A 21,408-nucleotide genomic window follows, 5' to 3' on the forward strand; every position below is an offset into this window, starting at 1 on the left:
TTATGCTTTTTTGGACATCACTTTACATACCAAATCAAATATTCTGTTTTTTTTCGTTTCAGAAATTTTATTTACTTTACTCTTAGCTATAACATTATTAAATCTTTTAGATTCTTCACCTTTTATCACTGGAGTAATTTTAATCGTTGTTGCCATCATTATCAATTTTAAAATATAAAATAGAATTCTTCCATAAAGTTTAAATATACAAATTTTACCCCAGTATATAATAGTCAACTGCTTACTATCAAAAGTCAAAAAAGGCTTTAAATTATACCACTTCCGACAATACTCATAACGTAAAAATTCTACCGCAACACAATATCCTTAACCAGATCGCGGCGCAACTCTTCGTTGATCATCTTAACGATCTTTTCTTTGCCATAGCTTAATTCTTCGCGTAATACAGCAGAAGACAAGGCCACATAAAGGGTTGTTCCTTTTAGCATGATCTCAGTCGTATAATTATTCACACCGTTACCCATCAGGTTTTTCCAGGCATCACGAACGTCGATCTTGTCCATTCCGGCCTGCAATTTATGATCCTGGATAAACTGTTTTAGTACGTCGGATATCGGAGATTCTTCATTAAATCGTTTCGCCATGCTTTTATTTTATAGAAAATGAAGTCGCTTTTTTGTAGTGGTATTCCATATCGTGCTCGTTTTTGAGCACCAATTCGTCATCGGTTACTTTGATCAATTCTTCCTTCCATTTGGCGTAGGCCGTAGTATACTTCAAGTAAACATGGTCGTCTTGTTTGATCACGGCAACTTTTTCGTCCAGTTCGCTCACCAGATAGGTTCCATCCAGTTGTGGCATTACTTTTTTACGGAATCCTTTGTTGTCTTTGATTTCAAAATAATCGATAGTCGGATTGATCGAATACTCCTTACTGCTTCCGTCTGGCATAATGGCTTTTTCAATTTCCCAATATCCGTTGATTTTGGCGATTGCCGCATCATCAATTTTTTTATGACAAGCCGTAAAAGCAAGGCTAAACAGTACTACCGCAATTATTTTTTTCATGGCACAAACATTTTTACAAATTTACCTTTTAAAACGGCACAAACGAAACTTTAGAACAAAAAAACCTGTAGCTTTAAACCATTTAACAAAGCGCTAGTCCAAATAGAAACGCGATCCCTTATGAAACGAATATTCCTGTCGGCAATAACCCTTTTAGCAATAGCCAGTTGCAGTTCCGAAAGCGAAACTTCCAGCGGTTCCACTCCCGTAACACCTACGGAAAGTATGTATTTCCCACCGATCAGTTCCGGGAATACCACCTGGGAAACACGTAGTATTTCCGATTTGGGATGGCATGCCAATGCCGTACAACCCTTACTGGATTATCTGGAGCAAAAGCACAGTAAGTCTTTTATCGTACTGGTAAACGGAAGGATTGTCATGGAAAATTATTTTAACGGACATACGGCCAATAGTTATTGGTATTGGGCCAGTGCCGGAAAAACGCTAACTTCGACCATGACCGGGATTGCGCAACAGGAAGGCTACCTCAACATTAACAACAAAGTTTCCGATTATCTTGGGAATGGATGGACGAGCGCACCCTTAGCCAAGGAAAACCTGATCAAGTGTAAAAACCTGCTAACGATGACTTCCGGACTGGATGATGCCAGTAATGGCGATTGTGTGACACCGGCCTGTTTGACCTATCTCTCCGATGCCGGTACCCGTTGGGCTTACGATAATGTTTATGTAAAACTTCAGGATGTAATCGCTACTGCAACACTAACATCTTTCTCCAATTACTTTAATAGTCGGCTACGGGATAAAATCGGGATGAATGGTATATGGACCAATACTTCTGATGGTTTAAGTGTTTATTCCAGCAATTCCAGAAGTATGGCGCGTTTCGGATTGTTAATCCTAAACAAAGGAAAATGGGATAACCAGCAGATTTTAAACGAAAGCTATTGGAATGAAGCCACAACCACTTCGCAGAATATCAATCTTGCCTATGGTTATCTATGGTGGCTAAACGGAAAAACGAGTTACCATTTACCGCAAAGTCAGTATCAATTTTCCGGAAGTATTATTCCTTCGGCACCGTCGGATATGTATATGGCACTTGGAAAGAATGATCAGAAAATCTATGTTATACCGAGTATGAAAATGGTAATCATCCGGATGGGTGATGCCGCCGATGGCAGCAATATGGCTTTATCGGATTTTGACGAAGTACTCTGGCAAAAAATAAAGGCGTTATATGAATAACGCCTTTATTTTTATTTTTTATTGAAGTATCTGATAATTGCTACAATCAGCAATACAAAACTTGTTAATCGCAATGCCAGAAAAATACCGGGAAACGGTTTTTCTAAAAAGATAGCCAGGATTCCCAAAACAACACTTATGATCACCATTTTTAACGGTGACAGGTTTTTAAAAAAAGCGATTACGTTGTTCATTAGCTTTTATTTGAAAAATGAATCTACAAATTCAAATTTATTGAAGACCTGAAGATCTTCGATGCCTTCTCCTACTCCGATATATTTTACCGGAATCTGGAACTGATCGGAAATTCCAATCACCACACCACCTTTAGCCGTACCGTCAAGTTTGGTCACCGCCAAACAGGAAACTTCTGTGGCTGCTGTAAATTGTTTGGCTTGCTCGAATGCATTTTGTCCGGTCGAACCATCCAACACTAATAATACGTCGTGTGGCGCATCTTCCTGTACTTTCTGCATGACGCGTTTTACTTTTGTCAGCTCATTCATTAAACCGACTTTATTGTGCAAACGACCCGCCGTATCGATGATTACCACATCGGCACCTTGTGAAACCGCCGACTGTAATGTATCAAAAGCTACCGATGCCGGATCACTTCCCATTTGTTGTCTAACGATTGGCACCCCTACACGGTCGGCCCAGATTTGAAGCTGGTCGATGGCTGCTGCACGGAACGTATCTGCTGCACCTAATACCACTTTATGTCCGGCTTTTTTAAACTGATAGGCCAGTTTACCGATCGTTGTTGTTTTTCCAACACCATTCACACCCACCACCATGATTACATAAGGTTTTTTGTTGGCCGGGATTTCGAATTCACTGGCTTCACCGGAATTGGTTTCCGATAACAGTCCGGCGATTTCTTCGCGCAGAATTCCGTTTAATTCGTCCGTCCCAAGGTATTTGTCGCGCGATACGCGGGCTTCGATTCGTTCGATGATCTTTAGCGTCGTATTCACACCCACATCAGACGAAACCAAAATTTCTTCCAGGTTGTCCAAAACCTCATCATCCACTTTTGATTTTCCGGCTACGGCTTTGGTCAGTTTGGAAAAGAACGAAGTTTTCGTTTTTTCCAATCCTTTATCCAGGGTTTCTTTTTTCTCTGATGAAAATATTTTTTTAAAAAAATTCATTCGGCTATTTTACAATTAAATTACGATTTAGAAATGCAAATCCGATCGTTCCGAAAAACGATCCTTCTTACAATTCTTACGACAAATATAAAAATAAAAAAGCTACTTCCATACGAAAGTAGCTTTTCTATAAATTGTATACGGGAATTATTTCTTTTTTAAGAATTCATCCACTTCTTCAGGAGACATTACAGACTCAACGAAAGTATAAGCACCAGTTTTAGGTGATTTTACCATCTTGATAGCCTTAGTTAATCTTTTTGAAGCTGTTTGTAAAGTTGCTACGGTTTTCTTTGCCATGACTTACGATTATTTAATTTCTTTATGAACAGTTACTCGCTTCAAAATTGGATTGAACTTTTTAATCTCTAATCTGTCTGGAGTATTTTTTTTGTTTTTAGTAGTAATGTATCTTGAAGTTCCTGGAACACCAGAAGTCTTATGCTCGGTACATTCTAAAATTACCTGAATTCTATTACCTTTCTTTGCCATCTTGATCTATATTATTTAGGTGGGATTATTTTACAAATCCGTTAGCTTTGGCTTGTTTCAAAACCGCAGCAATACCATTTTTATTAATTGTTTTTAAAGCAGCAGTAGATACTCGTAAAGTAACCCATCTGTCTTCTTCAGGAATGTAGAAACGTTTCTTAACTAAGTTAACGCTAAATTTTCTTTTGGTTTTATTCATAGCGTGAGAAACATTGTTTCCTACCATCGCTCTCTTACCTGTAAGTTCACAAACTCTTGACATTATACTTATCTTTATATTCGTTATTCAAAATCAGGGTGCAAAGTAACAAAAAAGAAACCTATTTCACAAACTATTTTGATTAGTTTTTTAAAATTTCTTTATAAATTTTTTCCAGAGCTTTGTTTACCGCCCTGTCTATAACCTTTTCGCGCGGTTGACCAAAGTTAAATTCTTCACTATAAATCCCTTCAGGAGTAGCAATCGCGATAAAAACCGTACCGACATCGGCATCGGAATCTCCTTTGGCCGGACCGGCATTTCCTGTAGTTGCAATAGCATAATCCACACTGAGTATTTTTTGCACACGTGACGCCATTTCTTCGGCCACTTCGGTACTTACAACCGAGTGCTTTTCGATAATCTCCTCTGGAATTCCCAACAGGTTTATTTTAGTTTCGGTTGCATAACTCACAATACTACCTTTAAAATAGGCCGACGAACCCGGAACCGATGTAATCGTTGCCGCTACACTTCCACCAGTACAACTCTCGGCTGTCCCGATAGTTAGTCCTTTTTCCGTGAGCAGTTGCCCCAATACAACCTCCAGTGTTTCCTCATCATCGTAACCGACAATATCGTTTTTGATGATAAATTCCAGTTTTTCTACCTGAATTTTAATTTCCCGATGCAATACAAACTCATCGATCCCCATAGCCGAAAGTCGTAGGCGAACCCGTCCCGGACTTGGAAGATAGGCCAGTTTGATAAATTCCGGAAGTGCATTTTCCCAGTTTTCGATTCGCTCCGCCAGAAGACTTTCCCCAACACCATAGGTAAGAATTGTTTTATGAACGATATACGGTCTGTCAAAACGGGCGATCAACCTTGGGATCACTTCGTTTTCCATCAGATATTTCATTTCATACGGAACTCCCGGTAGTGATACAAACACGGTTCCGTTACGTTCCATCCACATTCCCGGCGCGGTTCCGACTTTATTAAAAAGTACGGTACTTCGGGACGGCACCAACGCCTGATCTTTATTGATTTGTGAAGCCGGTCGGTTAAATGCTTTTTCGATTATTTCCACCACATGAGCCAATACGGTTTCATTGACCACCAATTCGTCGTCGAAATAGTCGCAAAGTGTCTTTTTGGTAATATCATCTTTGGTTGGTCCCAAACCGCCGGTAATGATCACCACATCGACTTTACTTTCCTGTTCCGAAAGCGTATCCAGAATATGTTGTCGGTCGTCCGAAACGGATTGCATTTCGTGTACTTTAATTCCGATTTTTTCGAGTGTCTTGGCAATAAAGGACGAATTGGTATCCACAATCTGACCGATAAGGATTTCGTCTCCGATGGTAATAATGCTGGCTTTCATTTTTTTTGCTGTAAAAGAACAAAGGCAAACCATTTCGCTCTGGTTTGCCTTTTTCCGGACGATGCCTATAGATTATAGTCTTTTTTAATTTCTTTTAAAGTATTATCAACGTGTTCTTTTAAACTTTTGAATACTTCTTTTATCTCTTTCTTTTTTCCTTGTGACTTGGTCCACTCCATGATATGGAGGTTTTCGTCATAAGCCAAATCCATTCCCATCAGATCCAGCGTTGGCTTTATCTTATGGGAAGCACTGTAGGTTTTGTCAAAGTCTTTTTCCTCGATTCCTTCTTTTATGAGTCGGATTTCATTTGGAATTTCCGACACAAATAGCTGGATAATCTGTTGCGCAAACTCGGCATCATTATCCGAAATCTCGTAAACTTTAGATAAGTTATAATGTATTGCCATTATTTTACCTGTATTCTAAACAATTGTTTTCCTTCTATAAATCCTTCCAGCACGTCATTCGGATTCACCTTCGCTACACCAGCTGGCGTACCTGTAAAAATAATATCACCTTTTTTAAGTGTAAAATATTGGGATACATAAGCAATCAATTCATCGATTTTCCATAGCATATGACTTGTGTTTCCCTTTTGCACTGTCTGACCGTTGCTGGTTAATTCAAATGTAATATTTTCCGGTGAATTAAATTCAGTTTTTGGTAAAAATTCACCGATCACTGCCGAGCCGTCGAATGCTTTTGCTTTTTCCCATGGCAGTCCCTTTTCTTTTAATCGGGATTGTACATCTCGTGCCGTAAAGTCAATTCCCAATCCGATTTCCTCATAATATTTATGTGCAAATTTCGGTTCGATATACTTTCCGACTTTATTGATTTTTACAAGAATTTCCACTTCGTGATGTACGTCATTTGAAAATTCAGGAATTACAAACGGGAATTGTTTTGGTAAAATGGCGGTATCCGGTTTTAGAAAAATCACCGGTTCGTCCGGGCGTTCATTTTGCAATTCTGCGATATGCTCGGTATAATTTCTGCCAATACAGATAATCTTCATAAGTAGCGCTGCGTAGGTTTAACTTAATTTATTATTGAGTTTTCTCAACTTAATCCCGGTCAGTACTTTTTTGGTATACAACGGGAAATCGGCATTTTGAATCCAGCCGAAATAGCCCGGTTCTTTATCGAATACCTCATCTACCAATACCCCTTTGTGTTTTCCGAAGGTAAAGATTTCCTGTCCTTCTGCATTTAATGCGATAAAACCGGCGAAATCCACTGATTTTTTACGGGTTGTAAATTCCGAAAGCGTTTTCATATCGTTTTCCAATTCCGGATAACGATCCAACTGGGCTTTTAAGATCTCGTATGTTGCCATCGTATCAGCTTCTGCACTATGTGCATTGTCCAATGTCTGACCGCAATAGAATTTATAGGCCGCGCTTAACGTCCGTTCTTCCATTTTATGAAAAATCGTTTGTACGTCGACTGACACTCTGTTTTTCATATCAAAATCCACTTCGGCACGAAGCAATTCTTCTGCCAGCAATGGAATATCAAAACGATCGGAATTAAAACCGGCCAGGTCAGAATCTTTGATCATATTGTGAATCTGTGTCGACAACTGTTTAAAAGTAGGCTCATTGGCTACTTTTTCATCCGAAATCCCATGAATCGCAGTCGAATGCGGCGGAATAGACATTTCCGGATTTACCAGCCAGGTTTTACTTTCTTTATTTCCGTTCGGATATACTTTAAATATCGATATTTCCACTATTCGGTCTTTTGCCACATCAATTCCAGTCGTTTCAAGGTCAAAAAAGCAAATAGGTCTGTTTAATTTAAGTTCCATTTTATTGATTTGAATAGCTACAAATATAACGGTTTTGGAAAGACACCAAAAGTATTATAACAAAAAAGACCGGCTCAAAATAAATTTTGCCGGTCTTTTATTTTACGCTTCGAGCCTATGCAAGTTCGCCGTTTTGATATAAATTGTATCGTCTTATTTTTTCTTTAATTTTTGAAATACTCCACTCCATTTTCACCCAGCAATCCTTTTTTACCGGCTTGGGTTGTCACTTCAAACAAACCAAACTGCCAACTCTCACTCACCGGAATGGCTTCTAATATTTTTATTTCCTTATATTTCGGTTTAACCGGTTTATAAATGGAATTCAAAACAAACATACCTTTTTTATTGTCCTTTTTAAGCATACAAATTCCCATCCACTCCTTTTCAATAGTATCATATTCATAATCCAACAGTACTTTGCCGGTTTCGTCAATTAATCCCATTTGACTATTCTTTTTCATCAGGAACGTAGTATACCCATTATTCATCCCACAAACTTCGATACTTTCGTCACTTTTCAAAATGATCTTATCCTGATCCACACTATACACACCATACCCGTCGTTCATTTTCACAATATACATATCGATAGTGGCCGAATTCCTATTGATCGAAAAAGAAACTACCTCACCGTATTTTTCCCCTATACTTTTACTTCTGTTTTCCTCTTCCTCTGTTATCTGTATTTTCATACCGATAACAGGCGGGCCGTACCATTCCGGTGTTTCATCAACCAAAACGACACTGTCGGTAAAACCAACTTCATTTTCCTCCCCATCGTTATTTTCATTTTCTGCAACCCAGTGAAACTTCTTGCTATTTTCATTTTCTCCCCAGGACTCATGTATAGTAGTATATGCAACGGGAATAAGCTGTTTTCCTTTTGAATTGATCAACCCTTGTTTACCTCCTTTTTCCACCACATAACTTTGATTGGAAGTAAGCGATATTTCATCATATTGAACCGGAATAAGCATTTTAAAATTCCGGATAACTCCGATTTTATTATTCTTATACACATAAATATCTTTTGAAAAAGGATACATTTTTACCGAATCCAAATTCATTTCTGCTAACAACACTCTCTTATGTTGATCAATAATTGAAATTTTTCCGTTTTTCTTAATAACATATTTCCCTTTAAAGTTTGGTGGCGTTGTCATAAAATCCACCATACCGGTTGTAAAGGGTTTTACTTTCACCTTACCCAACGTATCGCAAAGCCCCCAAAGATTGCCATCCCGATACGGCAACAACAATTCGTTCTTTTTAGCATTCTGAGAAAAGACAGTAGTAATACTCAATAAAAAAAGCAAATAAATTTTCTTCATAAATAATAAAATTAGGTCAGTAAAACTACTGAAATATCTGACACAAATATAATTTTAAAACCATTTCATTATCGCTTTTTTTCACCCAATTCCTATAAAAACCGATTCTATTTTGTGCTTCTCTTTTTTGCTATCCGAATAGTTCTCAAGTACCAAAATCCGGGCAAAAAACAATAAAAAGCCCCGAAACTAAATTTCAGGGCTTTTACTTTAATCTTCATGACTTCCGTCATCGGCCATTCGGACCAATTTTGGTGTAAATTTCGCTACAACATCAATCAGTTCTTTTTGTGCTTCCATAACCACGGTAATATCTTTATAGGCCATTGGCGCTTCATCTCTTCCGGCACCAACAAGCGTCACGCCGTGTTCTTTTAACACCTCACGCATATCGGCTTTGGTAATACTTTTCACCGCCTGTTTACGGCTCATCTGTCTTCCGGCGCCATGCGAAGCCGAATGAATCGCTTCCGATTCTCCTTTTCCCCGCACCAAAAAACCGGGAGCCGTCATCGAACCCGGAATGATTCCCATCACTCCTTTTCCGGCTGGTGTAGCTCCTTTTCGATGTACGATAACCTCTTCGCCGTTCCAAATTTCCTTCCATGCAAAATTATGATGGTTTTCAACCCGTGCCAGCAATGTTCCGCCAATAGCTTTCTGCATTTTTTCATGAATCACCTGATGACAGGCAGAAGCATAATCGCCAGCGAGATTCATCGCCAACCAATATTCCATTCCTTCCTGCGAATCCATATTCAGATACGCCAAGTTGGCCGCTTCATGTGGCAACTTACATATTTTTTTAGCCAGTTGGGTGTAATACCCGGCTATCGTAGCTCCCATCCCTCTTGATCCGGAATGCGTCAATAACGCGACATAACGTCCTTTATCAATATTTAACACCTCATCGCGCTGTTCAAATTCAATGATTCCGAATTCCACAAAGTGATTTCCGCCACCGGATGTTCCCAATTGCGACCAGGCTTTATCCTGTAACTTTTTAATAAACGGCGTCAGGTTAAACTCGTCTCGGTCGAGAATATCGTGTTGTGTTTTATGTTGTCCGTGATACCCGTGTCCGGCTCCGAATTTTGTATTGGCAATCAGCTCTCTTTTGTATTTCGCCTGATTTTCATAGAAATGCATTTCCGGAATATCATAGATTGACAAAGCCATACGACAGCCGATATCGACTCCGACACCATACGGGATAATCGCATTTTTAGTTGCCAGAACGCCTCCAATCGGCAATCCATACCCCTGATGTGCATCCGGCATTAAAGCTCCTGCAACCGTAACCGGTAACCGCATTGCCACCCGCATCTGATCCTGAGCTCCTTCCTCAATATGTTCGACTCCAAATACCCGGTATTCTTTTCCGGTTTCCAACAACGGGATCATTTGATCAACAGGCGCATTGGCTTCTTCGATTAACTTTGTTGCCAATGCTTCCCATATTGCATCGTCCAAATAGTGTTCCGGTTTCTCTTTTATATTTTTCAACAACTCCAACATCGCGATCTTATCCTGACCAACATTCTGTTTCGCTGCAATTTTTAATGCCAATCCCAAGACTGCATTTTCGTTATATCCAACCGAAATCAAATCGGTTCCTGTAATTTTTGTTTCCATTAGTATCTACTGTATAATTCTTCCCGCATTTCTATCAAAAGCTTTTCTGCTTTTTCGATATCGGGAAAATCATTTAATTCACTCTCTTTAGCCCCAAATTCAATACGCTCCAATATATTTTCTGCCAGCAGCAGCAGTTCTTCATAACTTTTATTGCCTGCTTTAATTGCCAGTAAATCTTCCCGGTTTTGACGTCTGATATTGAGTTTACCGGTTTCCATGAGTTCTTCAGCTACCTGCAGTAAGCGTATCGTGTGCATCATATTTTTGGAATCGTATCCGCCCTGATGTTTTTCATTCACCGCATAACGCTCCTGATTGCGTTTTTCAACCCATTCCCAATACGCATTATAATCTTTACAATAGGACGAGTAACTTTCTGCATTAAAACACAGATATACTTGTACCTTTTCGCCTTCTTCCACCGACGACAAACTCACTTCGTTGGAATGACTGTTTTTCTGCACTCCTTTATACCCCTTCGTTCCCATTTGATCGTAAAACAAAGCATATAATCCTTTTGAATGCGGTAATTTTATCAATCCGCAGCGTTCCTCATCATATCGTTGTGCTTTAATCCAATCGCGAAACGGAACCACATCGTAATTTTGTAAAACAAAACAAAAATCCAATACTTCTTTTTTCTCCTTGGGAAAAGGATTAACAATTTTCTTTTTAAGTCCTTTAGCCTTCCGGATCTGCGTAACCGCATAACCGGCAAAAGTATCCTTTGTTTGTTTGGACAGAAACATTTCCATTGTGAGTCGTTCCATTATCGGATGCTTAAACAACACACAATCTTCGGGTGTTGCCAGTAATTCGAGCATGTTCGGGTTACTTTTTAATAGTAATTCCATAAATCTACCGAGTTCATAATACACCTCATCGTTGGTTTCATTCTGAACCTGCGCTACATACTCCAATCCGAAGAACTGTTCTTTAGGAAGATAAAACACTCCTTTCAGATCGGTATCCGATTCCGGCGTATCCAAACCGTAGGCTTTACTACCGCTGACACACTCAAACAGCAACAGCCCTTTTTCTTTTATTTCCTGTATTGTCATAACGTTTTAGCATGGTTTGAAAAAAGACATCCAGACTTTCGGTTTCAAATACCTCTTTTCCAACCGATTTTACGGCTTCTGTTGTTTTTTCAAAAGTTGTTTTTATAAAATCACTGAGTTCCCCGGTTACTACAACCCAATCGGTTTCTTTTGCGGTTTCTTTTTGCTTGATCACCTGCAATATTGTTGTTTTCACTTTAGCCTCATCCGGTAGTACGGTTAGCAATTCTCCGATTGTCATGGGCGCTATGGTTTGTTTTTCGACACACCATTTGGCAGCCAATAAAGGGCGAAGGATATAAAACAGCTTTTTGATTTTTATTTCATTACCCTCTTCCATAGTCAACAGCGCACTTTTTGCGATTCCAAGATAATGAAACGTATTACTTCTTTCGCTAAAAAAACGTTGCGACAATTGCCATAGTGCTTCGCGGAATCCTTTTTCTTCATAATAAACTTCCGGCGATTGCAACCATTCAAATATTGTTGTATTGGATTTATTCATGAGCTGCAATACTTTCTTCAAATCCCATCCATACACATCCAATTCATCCGTTATCGGAAAACTCAGATGTCCATCTACTTCTTTTACCGATAAATACGCACTACTATTTCGTATGTATACAAACCGTACATCATAATCACTATCCGGAGAAGGAAATCCCCAGGCACGGCTTCCGGATTCACAGGCAAATACTATTTTTATACCGTTTGCCTTTTCTATTTCTTTTAATTTTTCTGCTATTATTGTTTTCATTTTTAAGCTTTTTTATAAACCGGGCAACAAGCAAAAAGAGTACATGGCGTGCGACCTTACACTAACTGTACTAACGGTACAGCGTCGGAATCGAACCAACACTACCCGAACCCTAATCGAAGTAACTCCTTTTTACGACACCGGTATTTATGTTTTAATTGTAAAGAGGCAACATTTGTAAAGTGATCGGTCCTTTTAATTGTACGAAGTAACACTTTAGTACGGCACTCTTTTAGTAAGCGTAACAAGCAACAAATGACTTTCGGGACTCGAACCCAATTTAATCTACCAACGAAGTAACATTTGTTTACGACAACTTACGAAACAGAAGCAACATTCGAAAAAAGTACAGGGGCACATCGTTGCCGGAGTCGAACCGGATAACCTTGCTGTTTTTACAACTTCGCTATTCCTCCCCCAAATGGTGACGAAGTAACTTTTTTCTACGACATTCTGTTTTTATTTTTAAACAAGGTAACCTATCAAAAAGAGTATTTATTTTGCTCTACCAACTGAGCTACATCTTACCGATGGCGGGACTTGAACCCGCGTCCCAAATACTTTAAATACGAAGTAACTCTTTTTTACGACACTTGTTTTTTTATTTCTTTTTATAACTCCCGCAATGTTCTTAACCGCGGGAGTACTACCTACAACCCAATCGCATTGATTTTATCCAGGGCTGTTTCTTTGTTTTCCAAAGCATCTAAAAGATCAAATATCTTATCGGACCAACCGGCCAACAAATACACATCATTTTCACGTATGTCTATCGGTTGCTGACCGTATCCTGCCAAATCGAACAAATACAATTTTGCCTGTGGCGCAATTCGTTTGTACTTTTTCCAGGAACCGGCAAACGAGTTAAAAGTCATGGTACTGTTCCACATCTGGGCATCGGTAAACAACATCACTTTATCTACCTGTTGGTTTTTACGAATCAGATCTTCCAATACCAAATGTCCGTTAGTAGCATAACCTACTTCGCCTTCTCTCCTGTAATATTCTTCTACATTGGCCAGTATCGCGCTTCTTGACATATTGATCACTTTCCAGGTATCGCCAAACATTCCGCTGATTACATTTTTACAACGGGATTGCAACAACATTCCCAACATCAAACCGATATCATACAATAACACCTTACTTCTTGCTGAAACCGGTTTTTGCATCGACCCCGAAACATCGCAAGCAATCACTACAGATGTATCGTAACCAAACCCACGAATATTTTGCGCACTTATCGCAACCGCTTTTTCCAAAGCCTCCAAAATACTGGACGTAAATGGCGAATTGATTTGTTTCACTTCCCGATAGGCCGCCAAAAACCGAAATGGTAATTGTTTGGAACCGACAACCGCTTTTTCATTCGTCAGATAATCTGAAACCATAGCGATATGTTGTGCCGATACATTAGCTTCAAGTATATTCCGAAGGTTTCGCATCAAAGCCATATAACCGACTTTACGACTTTCTATCAACTCTTCCCATTTTAAGCGAAAAGCCATATTACGGACAGTTGTATTTTCAAATTTTACCATCCCCAAAACCGAAAGCTCCGTTTCCCATGTGTATGGTATTGCCAACGTATTGTTTACTATTTTATTAAATAACTCCTGCTGATTCGCATCTTTTGCTTTCGGATGTACCAAAAACAAAGCGTCTTTTAAGGTCACTTCCGCTTTCCGGTTGTATTTGGCAAACTGATATTCGTCGAACGTATTGAACGATACCGCCAAACCTTTTTGAATCTGTTTTGAAAGTCGGTTTAATTTTTTAGTTTCTTTTCGTTCGTTAGCTAACTGATAATAGGCTAGCAATTCGGTAATCTCATCCGCTCTTTTCACTACATTGGTAACCGCTTTACTCACCGTTGCATTTCCGGATGTTATTTTTGCTAATTCCACTGTCAATACCATCGGAACGGAACGCAAGTTCATTTCATTTCGGGCATACGCCGCCAGTTTTGCAACAAATTCCGGATCGCATACAGTCATTAATTTTTGAATTCGCTGCAATCGATCATCCTGTTTTTCGTAAAAAGAATCACTTAATCCGGTTGTAACAACTGCGGTATACAATTCTTCTTCAGGCGACATTACGTATGCCGTTGCTCTTTCATGATTGATGATTCTTTTACTTTCTCTTTTTAATAAGTTGAATTTCATCGTTTTACTTTTTGTTGTTACACTTCGTTTTAACTGCCGGACTGTTGTGTTATCCTGACATTGCAAAGATGACCGCCTTAGTACGCAGCATAAATACGCAGTTAAAATATTTTTATCAATTATTTTATAAATAGTTCATTTTAAAATAATTAAATACTAAAAAAAATAACATTTCACATCAAAAATAAAACACTACGCAAATAGACTGCGTAACAAATAGTATCTTTGCCTTACAATCGTAAGCTAATCCGGTCATTATTTGATCTTATCCTTAATTTCTAATTAAAAATGGCAACAAATAAACTCGCTTTAATCCGCTATAAAACCATCGATAATTGTTTACGCAACCGATTTCGGAAATGGACTTTGGACGATCTGATCGAAAAAGTAGCCGATGCCCTATACGAATATGAAGGAATCAGTACCGGTATTAGCAAAAGAACCATTCAGGGGGATATTCAGATGATGCGTAGCGACCGTTTGGGCTACAATGCACCTATTATAGTAACCGATCGGAAATTTTATTCGTATGAAGACGAGCAATACAGCATTACCAACTCACCGATTAATGATGCGGATATGGATAAAATGAAAGAAATTGTTGCCCTGCTAAAACAATTTAACGGGTTTAACTATTTTGACGAAATGAGTGGAATGATTGCCCGCCTGGAGAACAACCTATACAAGTCGTCCGGCAAAACAAAGAATTACATCCAATTTGAGAGCAATACCCAACTAAAAGGAATTGAACATCTAACACCTTTATATCAGGCTATTCTAAATCAGACGCCATTATTAATTGAATACCGCTCATTTAGAGCTAAAGAATCCCGACAGGATATTTACCATCCGTATCTTTTAAAAGAATACCGGAACCGGTGGTTTTTAATTACCAAACCCAAAAAAGGAACCACGTTAGTTACACTGGCACTGGATCGTATCGAGGCTTTTTATACCTTATCCAAAGATTTATACATCCCTTATGAAGGCGTTGATTTTGAACGCTATTTTGAAGACGCTATCGGTGTAACCAAAACCCGAAAAGACAGGGCGCATCGGGTAATTTTACAATTTGATCCTTACAATGGACCTTATGTAAAAACCAAACCGCTGCATTCTTCACAGCAAATCCTTAGTGAAGACGAAAAAGGATTATTAATCCGTGTTGATGTTGTTCTGAATTTTGAATTGGAACGGGAAATATTAGGTTTCGGAGAAAACGTAAAAGTACTGGCTCCAAAAATACTGGCACGAACAATCAAACGCCGACTGGAAAAAGCCAACCTACGCTACGAGCCATAAAAAAAGCCCCGAAACTAAATTTCGGGGCTTTCCAATATAATCGTTTTTATTAAATATCTCTGTTGATATCCCATGCTTCCAGGTAATCGGCAACGCGTTTCACGAAGCTTCCACCTAAGGCACCATCTACTACACGGTGGTCATAACTGTGTGACAAGAACATTTTCTGACGGATTCCGATAAAATCACCTGCCGGAGTTTCGATAACCGCCGGTACTTTTCGGATCGCTCCCAACGCTAAGATACCTACTTGCGGCTGGTTGATAATTGGTGTTCCGAAAACACTTCCAAAAGTTCCCACATTCGTTACTGTATAAGTTCCGCCTTGTGTATCGTCTGGTTTTAATTTACCTGCTTTTGCACGGTTTCCTAGATCGTTTACCGCTTTCGCCATTCCAACCAGATTTAACTGATCGGCATTTTTGATAACCGGAACAATAAGGTTTCCATTTGGTAAGGCTGCAGCCATACCAAGGTTAATATTTTTCTTTTTGATGATATAGTCACCCTCTACCGAAATGTTCATTCCCGGGAAGTCACGTAACGCTTTTGCTACCGCTTCCATAAAGATTGGTGTAAACGTTAATTTTTCACCTTCACGTTTTTCGAAAGCATTTTTAACTTTATCTCTCCATTTTACGATATTGGTTACATCCACTTCGATAAACGATTGTACGTGAGCCGAAGTTTGTTTGGATTGTACCATATAACCGGAGATCAGTTTACGCATTCTGTCCATTTCCACGATTTCATCGCCACCGTTTACAGAAACCGGAACTGCTTTTGTTGCCGTTGCTACCGGTTGCGGAGCCGCTGCTTTAGGCGCTTCTACCGCTGCAGGAGCCGTTACTGGCTGACTACCTCTATTTTTAACATATTCCAGGATATCGTTTTTCGTAACGCGTCCGTCTTTTCCGGTACCGTTAATTGCTTCCAATTCAGCAACCGATACTCCTTCTTCTTTAGCGATATTTTTCACTAATGGCGAGAAAAATTTATCCGATCCGGAAAAATCAGCAGGAGCCGAAACTGCAGCCGCTGCTTCCACGGTTTTCGCTACTTCTGCCACAACAGCAGGAGTTGCTTCCGCTTTTGGAGCTGCTACCGCACCACCTTCAGTCTCGATAATGGCTATTGTCTGACCAACTTTTACCACATCGTCTACATTAAAAAGGATTTCCGTTAATGTACCGGAAACCTCCGATGGTACTTCACTATCTACCTTATCGGTAGCGATTTCCAAAACCGCTTCATCCGCTTCGATAGTCTCACCTACGTTTTTCAACCAGTTGGTTATCGTTGCCTCAGCAACACTTTCTCCCATTTTGGGCAGTTTTAATTCAAACCTTGCCATATCTTTAAACTAAAGTTGTTTTTCTTTATTCGCTTTGCAAAATTAGTATTTATTTCGATTTATTATTCCACAAAACGCAATTATTATTTAATTTTTACGACCTCACCGCGATCGTTACTACTATCACTTCCGATCCAGAACGCACTACCTTCCGGGATGATTCTATAGCGAAACTTCGCCGCTTTATTACGCTCTAAAAAAGCAATGATTTCACGGAAACTAAAACTATTATTATCCAACAGGACTTCAATTTGTTCCCCTTTTAAATCCGATTGCGAAAATAACGCATTTTCATTAATATCTTTATTCCAATAAAGCTTTTTTTGCAACTGTTTTTCTAATTTTTCTTTTACTTCCACATCGTTGGAAAACAAACAATAGGCTTCCGTTTCAATCGGTTTTTTAGCACCGGTCTGCTTTTTTTTAAACAATGCAAAAGCAAAAGTTCCGATTTCCATAAATACCGTAAAGAAAAACGAGGCTTTAAAATGTTTCCGATAAAAAAACTGCATCGCTTCCCGGAAACGCTTCATGTAGGTTCCGTCTTTTACGGTGCTTTCTCCTTTATAATGGATCACCGTGGTTTCGTGAAAATAATAGTTGGATTTTCCTGTTTTCAATACCAGATACGACAAGTCGATATCATCGGAATACATAAAGCAATTTTCATCAAATCCGCCAACTTCGAGATAAAGTTCGCGTTTCAGCACCATAAAAGCACCTACAAGAATTGCCACCTTTCCGGTCTGATTTTCATTCAGATCCTGTGCATAATATTGATTGAATAATCCTGTTTTCGGAAAAAATTTATACAGACTTGTAATTTTAGTAAAAGCCACCCAGGGTGTTGGTACGCCTCTTTTGGATTCCGGCAGAAAATTTCCGGTACCATCGATCAATTTACAACCGATAATCCCCGAATCGGTTTGTTTTTGTGCAAAAGCAAGCACTTTTTCAAACGTATCTTCGGCCACTACCGTATCCGGATTCAGAATACAAACATAATCGCCTTTTGCCTGAGCGACACCTATATTATTCCCTTTGGGAAATCCCAGATTCTCCTGATTTGCAATAAGCTTCACCTCCGGAAAACGTTCGCGCATCATCGCACAACTATCATCTGCGGAAGCGTTATCCACAACAATAATCTCAGCGTCAATATTTTGCAATGCCTTTTGCACACTCAAAACGCATTGTTCCAAAAAATAGCGAACGTTGTAATTCAGAATAATAACCGATAACTGCATGCTACAAATATAAACAGTAAAAGTTCAAAATGGTGGGAGATGTTTACCTTGTACTATTTTTTAACGTTTGCGTACGGCCACTCCATAAAAAACCTCAGAGGAATAAGCCTCCGGTTTTACATCGGTAAACAGCAACCCCTTTTCTCTGGTTTGGTATACTTTTTTAATTCCGATAATCGCATCGGCACACTTACTTTGCGCGCCTTTTTTCAATTTAATGATCAATTCTTCCTGTGATGTATCTATAGCCCCTTCTACCTGAATAAGTCCGATTTTAACATAATCAAAATCGATTTTTTCTCCCTCGAAAAACAAATCCACCTGTTCCGGCGGTGTAGCACAGGCCTCTATTGTCTCTGTTAATGGCGTAAAAGTCTCATGTATATGGGTACCATAGCTACACGAATGTAGTAGTAACGATCCGCTTACGATCGTAAAAATCTTTATCAGTCTTAACTTCATTATTCTCTTTCTTTAAAACGAGCCCAAAAGTAGCTCTTTTCTTATTTTATCATTCTAAAAATTTTCTCAAAACGAAAATTATAAATAAAGCTTACTTTTGCAAAAAAGTAACGTTGTGAATTACCTATCAGTAGAAAATATTTCCAAGTCGTTTGGAGAACGTGTTTTATTTGAAAACCTTTCCTTTGGAATCAACAAAGACCAGAAAATTGCTTTTGTGGCCAAAAACGGAACCGGAAAGACTTCGATCTTAAAAATCATTACCGGAGAAGACACGCCCGACAGCGGTCAGATTGTAATGCGAAAAGAAATCAAAATGGCTTTCTTATCACAGGAACCGAGTTTACAACAGGAACTAACGATCGAAGAAAGCATTTTCGCTTCCGACAATGAAATACTAAAGGTAATCGAGCAATACGAAAAGGCACTTGAAAATCCGGAAGACGAAGAAGCCTATCAGAAAGCTTTTGAAAAAATGGAACTTCACAATGCCTGGGATTTTGAAACCCAGTATAAGCAAATTCTGTTTAAACTAAAACTGGAGGATCTCAAACTTAAAGTCAAAAACCTTTCCGGAGGACAGAAAAAGCGTCTGGCGCTGGCTATTATTCTGATCAATAAACCCGATTTATTAATTCTGGATGAGCCAACCAACCATTTGGATCTGGAAATGATCGAATGGCTTGAAAATTATTTTGCAAAAGAAAACATAACCCTGTTTATGGTAACTCACGACCGTTTCTTTTTGGAACGCGTTTGTAACGAAATCATCGAACTCGACAACGGAAAACTATACCAATACAAAGGTAATTATTCTTATTATCTGGCTAAAAAAGAGGAACGTATTGCCTCCGAAAATGCCAGTATTGACAAAGCTCAGAATCTTTTTGTAAAAGAACTCGACTGGATGCGTCGCCAGCCAAAAGCCCGTACTACTAAATCCAAATCGAGGATCGATGACTTTTATGTGATCAAAGAAAAAGCCCAAAGCCGCCGTAAGGAAAACCAGGTCGAACTGGAAATCAATATGGAACGTATGGGAAGTAAGATTATCGAACTCCATAAGGTTTACAAAAAATTCAACGATCGCGTCATTCTGGACGGTTTTGACTATACGTTTAACCGCGGTGAGCGCATTGGAATTATCGGAAAAAACGGAACCGGTAAATCGACTTTTTTAAATATATTAACCCAAACCATCCAACCGGACAACGGAAAAGTGGTTATTGGCGAAACGATAAAAGTGGGCTATTACACCCAAAGCGGTATCAATCCGAAACCGGAACAAAAAGTTATCGACATCATTAAAGAATACGGCGAATACATTCCACTAACGAAAGGACGTACCATTTCGGCCGGACAATTACTGGAACGTTTCCTGTTTGACCGTAAAAAACAACACGATTATGTTGAAAAACTAAGTGGTGGCGAACTAAAACGTCTGTATTTATGTACCGTTTTAATTCAAAACCCAAACTTCCTGATTCTGGATGAGCCTACGAATGATTTGGATATCGTAACCTTAAACGTACTCGAAAACTTCCTGTTGGATTATCCGGGCTGTTTACTAGTGGTTTCGCACGACCGTTACTTTATGGATAAAATCGTGGATCACTTGTTTGTATTCCGTGGTCAGGGTGTGATCGAAGATTTCCCTGGAAATTATTCTGATTTCCGATCGTACGAAGATAGTGCCGAACCCGAAAAAGAAGAAGCCAAAGAAAAAGTCAACTGGAAACAAAACCAGGTAAAACAAGGTCTTACGTTTAACGAACAAAAAGAATTTCAGAAAGTAGAACGCGAAATCAAAGATCTGGAATTCAAAAAAGCTGAGATTGAAAAACTCTTTTCCGATGGTAAAGTAGCCGATGATGCTATTTCCGCAAAAGCCAACGAATTACAGCAAATCATCACGCAATTGGAGGAAAAAGAAGAACGCTGGTTTGAACTGAGTGCTAAAATGGAATAAAACTTAAGATTCGCATAAATAGCCTATTTTTACATAATTACTAAAAGAACAAAATGTCTATTATTCAAAATATAAAAATTGCAGTGGATGCCATTGTGTTTGGTTATGAGAAAAACCAGCTTTTTGTTCTTTTGGTCAAACAAAAATTTGGCGATACCAAAAACTTATGGTGTTTACCAGGAGGTTTTGTTTTAAACAACGAATCTCTTACCGCTGCTGTAACCCGTGAACTGAGGGAAGAAACCGGAATTACCGTAAACTATCTGGAACAACTTTATACGTTTGGCGACAAAATTGATCGTGACCCACGATTTCGTGTGGTTTCTGTTGCTTATTTTGCCTTGGTCGATCCTTCCAAACTGACCTTAACAACCATTACCAATACCGATGCAGAAAAGGCCAAATGGTTTCCGATTGATAAACTTCCGGATCTGGCCTATGATCATCGTGAAATTATCGACACCGCTTTTGCCCGTTTAAAAAACAAACTTACCTATCAGCCTATAGGATTTGACCTATTGGGAACCGAATTTCTTTTTTCCGAATTGGAAAATCTATACACTACCCTACTCGAAAAAAACATCGATCGTCGTAATTTTCGAAAAAAAATACTGGGATTTGGTATCATTGACGAAACCGATAAAATTATTTCGGTAAAAAGTGGCCGTCCGGCTAAACTTTTTAAATTCAATGAAAAAAAATACCGTGAGCTGGAATTAAATGGATTTCATTTCGAAATAAAATTCAACTAAAACACTAATTACAAAGCAAATAACCTATTAAAAAGAATAATACATTATTAATTTGCGTATTTTTTACACATA

General features: G+C 38.9%; 24 protein-coding genes. 4 read left to right on the forward strand and 20 right to left on the reverse strand.

The features are described from left to right. The 3 genes from AAFN64_RS13765 to AAFN64_RS13775 all read right to left on the reverse strand — a co-directional run bounded on the left by AAFN64_RS13765 (nucleotide 1) and on the right by AAFN64_RS13775 (nucleotide 1,029). A complete protein-coding gene (locus AAFN64_RS13765; RefSeq protein WP_347760848.1) occupies nucleotides 1-156 on the reverse strand; it encodes a hypothetical protein in 156 nt (51 codons plus the stop codon). Between the two features lie 152 nt (nucleotides 157-308). Then, nucleotides 309-605: a DUF721 domain-containing protein gene (locus AAFN64_RS13770; RefSeq protein WP_136403289.1), complete on the reverse strand. Its 297-nt coding sequence runs from the start codon at nucleotides 603-605 to the stop codon at nucleotides 309-311. A gap of 4 nt (nucleotides 606-609) precedes the next feature. After that, nucleotides 610-1,029 carry a lipocalin family protein gene (locus AAFN64_RS13775; RefSeq protein WP_300484943.1) on the reverse strand — a complete coding sequence of 140 codons (420 nt, stop codon included), beginning with the start codon at nucleotides 1,027-1,029 and terminating at the stop codon, nucleotides 610-612. A 120-nt stretch (nucleotides 1,030-1,149) separates the two neighbouring features. Between AAFN64_RS13775 and AAFN64_RS13780 the strand changes: the two genes are divergently transcribed. Then, the gene (locus tag AAFN64_RS13780) at nucleotides 1,150-2,241 is read left to right on the forward strand and encodes a serine hydrolase (protein WP_300484944.1); all 1,092 of its coding nucleotides are present in this window, start codon (nucleotides 1,150-1,152) and stop codon (nucleotides 2,239-2,241) included. 11 nt (nucleotides 2,242-2,252) lie between these two features. Here the strand turns inward: AAFN64_RS13780 and AAFN64_RS13785 are convergent, their stop codons facing one another. The 14 genes from AAFN64_RS13785 to AAFN64_RS13850 all read right to left on the reverse strand — a co-directional run bounded on the left by AAFN64_RS13785 (nucleotide 2,253) and on the right by AAFN64_RS13850 (nucleotide 14,250). Further along, on the reverse strand, nucleotides 2,253-2,435 hold the full coding sequence (locus tag AAFN64_RS13785) for a hypothetical protein (protein ID WP_300484945.1): 183 nt from the start codon (nucleotides 2,433-2,435) through the stop codon (nucleotides 2,253-2,255). A gap of 6 nt (nucleotides 2,436-2,441) precedes the next feature. Next, a complete protein-coding gene (gene ftsY, locus AAFN64_RS13790; protein ID WP_300484946.1) occupies nucleotides 2,442-3,395 on the reverse strand; it encodes a signal recognition particle-docking protein FtsY in 954 nt (317 codons plus the stop codon). A 147-nt stretch (nucleotides 3,396-3,542) separates the two neighbouring features. Then, nucleotides 3,543-3,695, reverse strand: coding sequence for a DUF4295 domain-containing protein (locus tag AAFN64_RS13795; protein ID WP_091308981.1), 153 nt, complete (start codon nucleotides 3,693-3,695; stop codon nucleotides 3,543-3,545). 9 nt (nucleotides 3,696-3,704) lie between these two features. Then, a complete protein-coding gene (gene rpmG / locus AAFN64_RS13800; RefSeq protein WP_008253902.1) occupies nucleotides 3,705-3,887 on the reverse strand; it encodes a 50S ribosomal protein L33 in 183 nt (60 codons plus the stop codon). Nucleotides 3,888-3,912: 25 nt separating this feature from the next. After that, entirely contained in the window at nucleotides 3,913-4,149 is a 237-nt protein-coding gene (gene rpmB / locus AAFN64_RS13805; RefSeq protein ID WP_136403294.1) for a 50S ribosomal protein L28, read from the reverse strand. A gap of 79 nt (nucleotides 4,150-4,228) precedes the next feature. Continuing rightward, nucleotides 4,229-5,476: a competence/damage-inducible protein A gene (locus AAFN64_RS13810; protein WP_347760853.1), complete on the reverse strand. Its 1,248-nt coding sequence runs from the start codon at nucleotides 5,474-5,476 to the stop codon at nucleotides 4,229-4,231. Between the two features lie 65 nt (nucleotides 5,477-5,541). Next, entirely contained in the window at nucleotides 5,542-5,886 is a 345-nt protein-coding gene (locus AAFN64_RS13815; protein ID WP_300484952.1) for a histidine kinase, read from the reverse strand. Continuing rightward, nucleotides 5,886-6,497 carry a fumarylacetoacetate hydrolase family protein gene (locus AAFN64_RS13820; protein ID WP_300484954.1) on the reverse strand — a complete coding sequence of 204 codons (612 nt, stop codon included), beginning with the start codon at nucleotides 6,495-6,497 and terminating at the stop codon, nucleotides 5,886-5,888. Before AAFN64_RS13820 ends, AAFN64_RS13815 begins: the two co-directional genes overlap by 1 nt. A gap of 18 nt (nucleotides 6,498-6,515) precedes the next feature. Beyond that, nucleotides 6,516-7,292 carry a 3'-5' exonuclease gene (locus AAFN64_RS13825; RefSeq protein ID WP_347760854.1) on the reverse strand — a complete coding sequence of 259 codons (777 nt, stop codon included), beginning with the start codon at nucleotides 7,290-7,292 and terminating at the stop codon, nucleotides 6,516-6,518. Nucleotides 7,293-7,456: 164 nt separating this feature from the next. Then, entirely contained in the window at nucleotides 7,457-8,626 is a 1,170-nt protein-coding gene (locus tag AAFN64_RS13830) for a WG repeat-containing protein (protein ID WP_347760856.1), read from the reverse strand. A 210-nt stretch (nucleotides 8,627-8,836) separates the two neighbouring features. Beyond that, nucleotides 8,837-10,261, reverse strand: a complete 1,425-nt coding sequence (locus AAFN64_RS13835) for an RtcB family protein (RefSeq protein ID WP_347760858.1) — start codon at nucleotides 10,259-10,261, stop codon at nucleotides 8,837-8,839. After that, entirely contained in the window at nucleotides 10,261-11,325 is a 1,065-nt protein-coding gene (locus AAFN64_RS13840) for a nucleotidyltransferase domain-containing protein (RefSeq protein WP_347760859.1), read from the reverse strand. Before AAFN64_RS13840 ends, AAFN64_RS13835 begins: the two co-directional genes overlap by 1 nt. Next, entirely contained in the window at nucleotides 11,282-12,082 is an 801-nt protein-coding gene (locus AAFN64_RS13845; protein ID WP_347760860.1) for a nucleotidyltransferase domain-containing protein, read from the reverse strand. Before AAFN64_RS13845 ends, AAFN64_RS13840 begins: the two co-directional genes overlap by 44 nt. 650 nt (nucleotides 12,083-12,732) lie before the next feature. Beyond that, the gene (locus tag AAFN64_RS13850; protein ID WP_347760861.1) at nucleotides 12,733-14,250 is read right to left on the reverse strand and encodes a TROVE domain-containing protein; all 1,518 of its coding nucleotides are present in this window, start codon (nucleotides 14,248-14,250) and stop codon (nucleotides 12,733-12,735) included. Nucleotides 14,251-14,538: 288 nt separating this feature from the next. Between AAFN64_RS13850 and AAFN64_RS13855 the strand changes: the two genes are divergently transcribed. Next, nucleotides 14,539-15,552, forward strand: a complete 1,014-nt coding sequence (locus AAFN64_RS13855) for a WYL domain-containing protein (protein ID WP_347760862.1) — start codon at nucleotides 14,539-14,541, stop codon at nucleotides 15,550-15,552. Between the two features lie 49 nt (nucleotides 15,553-15,601). On the opposite strand, the gene AAFN64_RS13860 is transcribed toward AAFN64_RS13855, so the two are convergent. The 3 genes from AAFN64_RS13860 to AAFN64_RS13870 form a co-directional block, all read right to left on the reverse strand. Continuing rightward, nucleotides 15,602-16,906 (reverse strand): dihydrolipoamide acetyltransferase family protein, encoded by a 1,305-nt coding sequence (locus AAFN64_RS13860; protein WP_347760863.1) that lies wholly within the window; start codon nucleotides 16,904-16,906, stop codon nucleotides 15,602-15,604. An 83-nt stretch (nucleotides 16,907-16,989) separates the two neighbouring features. Further along, a complete protein-coding gene (locus AAFN64_RS13865) occupies nucleotides 16,990-18,153 on the reverse strand; it encodes a glycosyltransferase family 2 protein (protein ID WP_347760864.1) in 1,164 nt (387 codons plus the stop codon). A 60-nt stretch (nucleotides 18,154-18,213) separates the two neighbouring features. Continuing rightward, entirely contained in the window at nucleotides 18,214-18,615 is a 402-nt protein-coding gene (locus AAFN64_RS13870) for a hypothetical protein (protein ID WP_347760866.1), read from the reverse strand. A gap of 115 nt (nucleotides 18,616-18,730) precedes the next feature. Between AAFN64_RS13870 and AAFN64_RS13875 the strand changes: the two genes are divergently transcribed. Further along, nucleotides 18,731-20,584, forward strand: a complete 1,854-nt coding sequence (locus AAFN64_RS13875; RefSeq protein ID WP_300484975.1) for an ABC-F family ATP-binding cassette domain-containing protein — start codon at nucleotides 18,731-18,733, stop codon at nucleotides 20,582-20,584. Between the two features lie 53 nt (nucleotides 20,585-20,637). Next, nucleotides 20,638-21,336, forward strand: coding sequence for an NUDIX domain-containing protein (locus AAFN64_RS13880; protein WP_300484977.1), 699 nt, complete (start codon nucleotides 20,638-20,640; stop codon nucleotides 21,334-21,336). The last annotated feature ends 72 nt before the right edge of the window (nucleotides 21,337-21,408 follow it).

It is taken from the genome of Flavobacterium sp. CAU 1735 (assembly GCF_039888695.1).
Lineage (GTDB): Bacteria > Bacteroidota > Bacteroidia > Flavobacteriales > Flavobacteriaceae > Flavobacterium.

Bases quoted from the DNA above. Each gene is read 5' to 3' on its own strand.
- AAFN64_RS13840 (WP_347760859.1), bottom strand. From the start codon at position 11,325: ATGACAATACAGGAAATAAAAGAAAAAGGGCTGTTGCTGTTTGAGTGT.
- AAFN64_RS13865 (WP_347760864.1), bottom strand. From the start codon at position 18,153: ATGCAGTTATCGGTTATTATTCTGAATTACAACGTTCGCTATTTTTTG.
- AAFN64_RS13835 (WP_347760858.1), bottom strand. From the start codon at position 10,261: ATGGAAACAAAAATTACAGGAACCGATTTGATTTCGGTTGGATATAAC.
- ftsY (WP_300484946.1), bottom strand. From the start codon at position 3,395: ATGAATTTTTTTAAAAAAATATTTTCATCAGAGAAAAAAGAAACCCTG.
- AAFN64_RS13775 (WP_300484943.1), bottom strand. From the start codon at position 1,029: ATGAAAAAAATAATTGCGGTAGTACTGTTTAGCCTTGCTTTTACGGCT.
- AAFN64_RS13765 (WP_347760848.1), bottom strand. From the start codon at position 156: ATGGCAACAACGATTAAAATTACTCCAGTGATAAAAGGTGAAGAATCT.
- AAFN64_RS13785 (WP_300484945.1), bottom strand. From the start codon at position 2,435: ATGAACAACGTAATCGCTTTTTTTAAAAACCTGTCACCGTTAAAAATG.
- rpmG (WP_008253902.1), bottom strand. From the start codon at position 3,887: ATGGCAAAGAAAGGTAATAGAATTCAGGTAATTTTAGAATGTACCGAG.
- AAFN64_RS13810 (WP_347760853.1), bottom strand. From the start codon at position 5,476: ATGAAAGCCAGCATTATTACCATCGGAGACGAAATCCTTATCGGTCAG.
- AAFN64_RS13815 (WP_300484952.1), bottom strand. From the start codon at position 5,886: ATGGCAATACATTATAACTTATCTAAAGTTTACGAGATTTCGGATAAT.
- AAFN64_RS13845 (WP_347760860.1), bottom strand. From the start codon at position 12,082: ATGAAAACAATAATAGCAGAAAAATTAAAAGAAATAGAAAAGGCAAAC.
- AAFN64_RS13780 (WP_300484944.1), top strand. From the start codon at position 1,150: ATGAAACGAATATTCCTGTCGGCAATAACCCTTTTAGCAATAGCCAGT.
- AAFN64_RS13795 (WP_091308981.1), bottom strand. From the start codon at position 3,695: ATGGCAAAGAAAACCGTAGCAACTTTACAAACAGCTTCAAAAAGATTA.
- AAFN64_RS13855 (WP_347760862.1), top strand. From the start codon at position 14,539: ATGGCAACAAATAAACTCGCTTTAATCCGCTATAAAACCATCGATAAT.
- AAFN64_RS13860 (WP_347760863.1), bottom strand. From the start codon at position 16,906: ATGGCAAGGTTTGAATTAAAACTGCCCAAAATGGGAGAAAGTGTTGCT.
- AAFN64_RS13820 (WP_300484954.1), bottom strand. From the start codon at position 6,497: ATGAAGATTATCTGTATTGGCAGAAATTATACCGAGCATATCGCAGAA.
- AAFN64_RS13830 (WP_347760856.1), bottom strand. From the start codon at position 8,626: ATGAAGAAAATTTATTTGCTTTTTTTATTGAGTATTACTACTGTCTTT.
- AAFN64_RS13770 (WP_136403289.1), bottom strand. From the start codon at position 605: ATGGCGAAACGATTTAATGAAGAATCTCCGATATCCGACGTACTAAAA.
- AAFN64_RS13870 (WP_347760866.1), bottom strand. From the start codon at position 18,615: ATGAAGTTAAGACTGATAAAGATTTTTACGATCGTAAGCGGATCGTTA.
- rpmB (WP_136403294.1), bottom strand. From the start codon at position 4,149: ATGTCAAGAGTTTGTGAACTTACAGGTAAGAGAGCGATGGTAGGAAAC.
- AAFN64_RS13880 (WP_300484977.1), top strand. From the start codon at position 20,638: ATGTCTATTATTCAAAATATAAAAATTGCAGTGGATGCCATTGTGTTT.
- AAFN64_RS13825 (WP_347760854.1), bottom strand. From the start codon at position 7,292: ATGGAACTTAAATTAAACAGACCTATTTGCTTTTTTGACCTTGAAACG.
- AAFN64_RS13850 (WP_347760861.1), bottom strand. From the start codon at position 14,250: ATGAAATTCAACTTATTAAAAAGAGAAAGTAAAAGAATCATCAATCAT.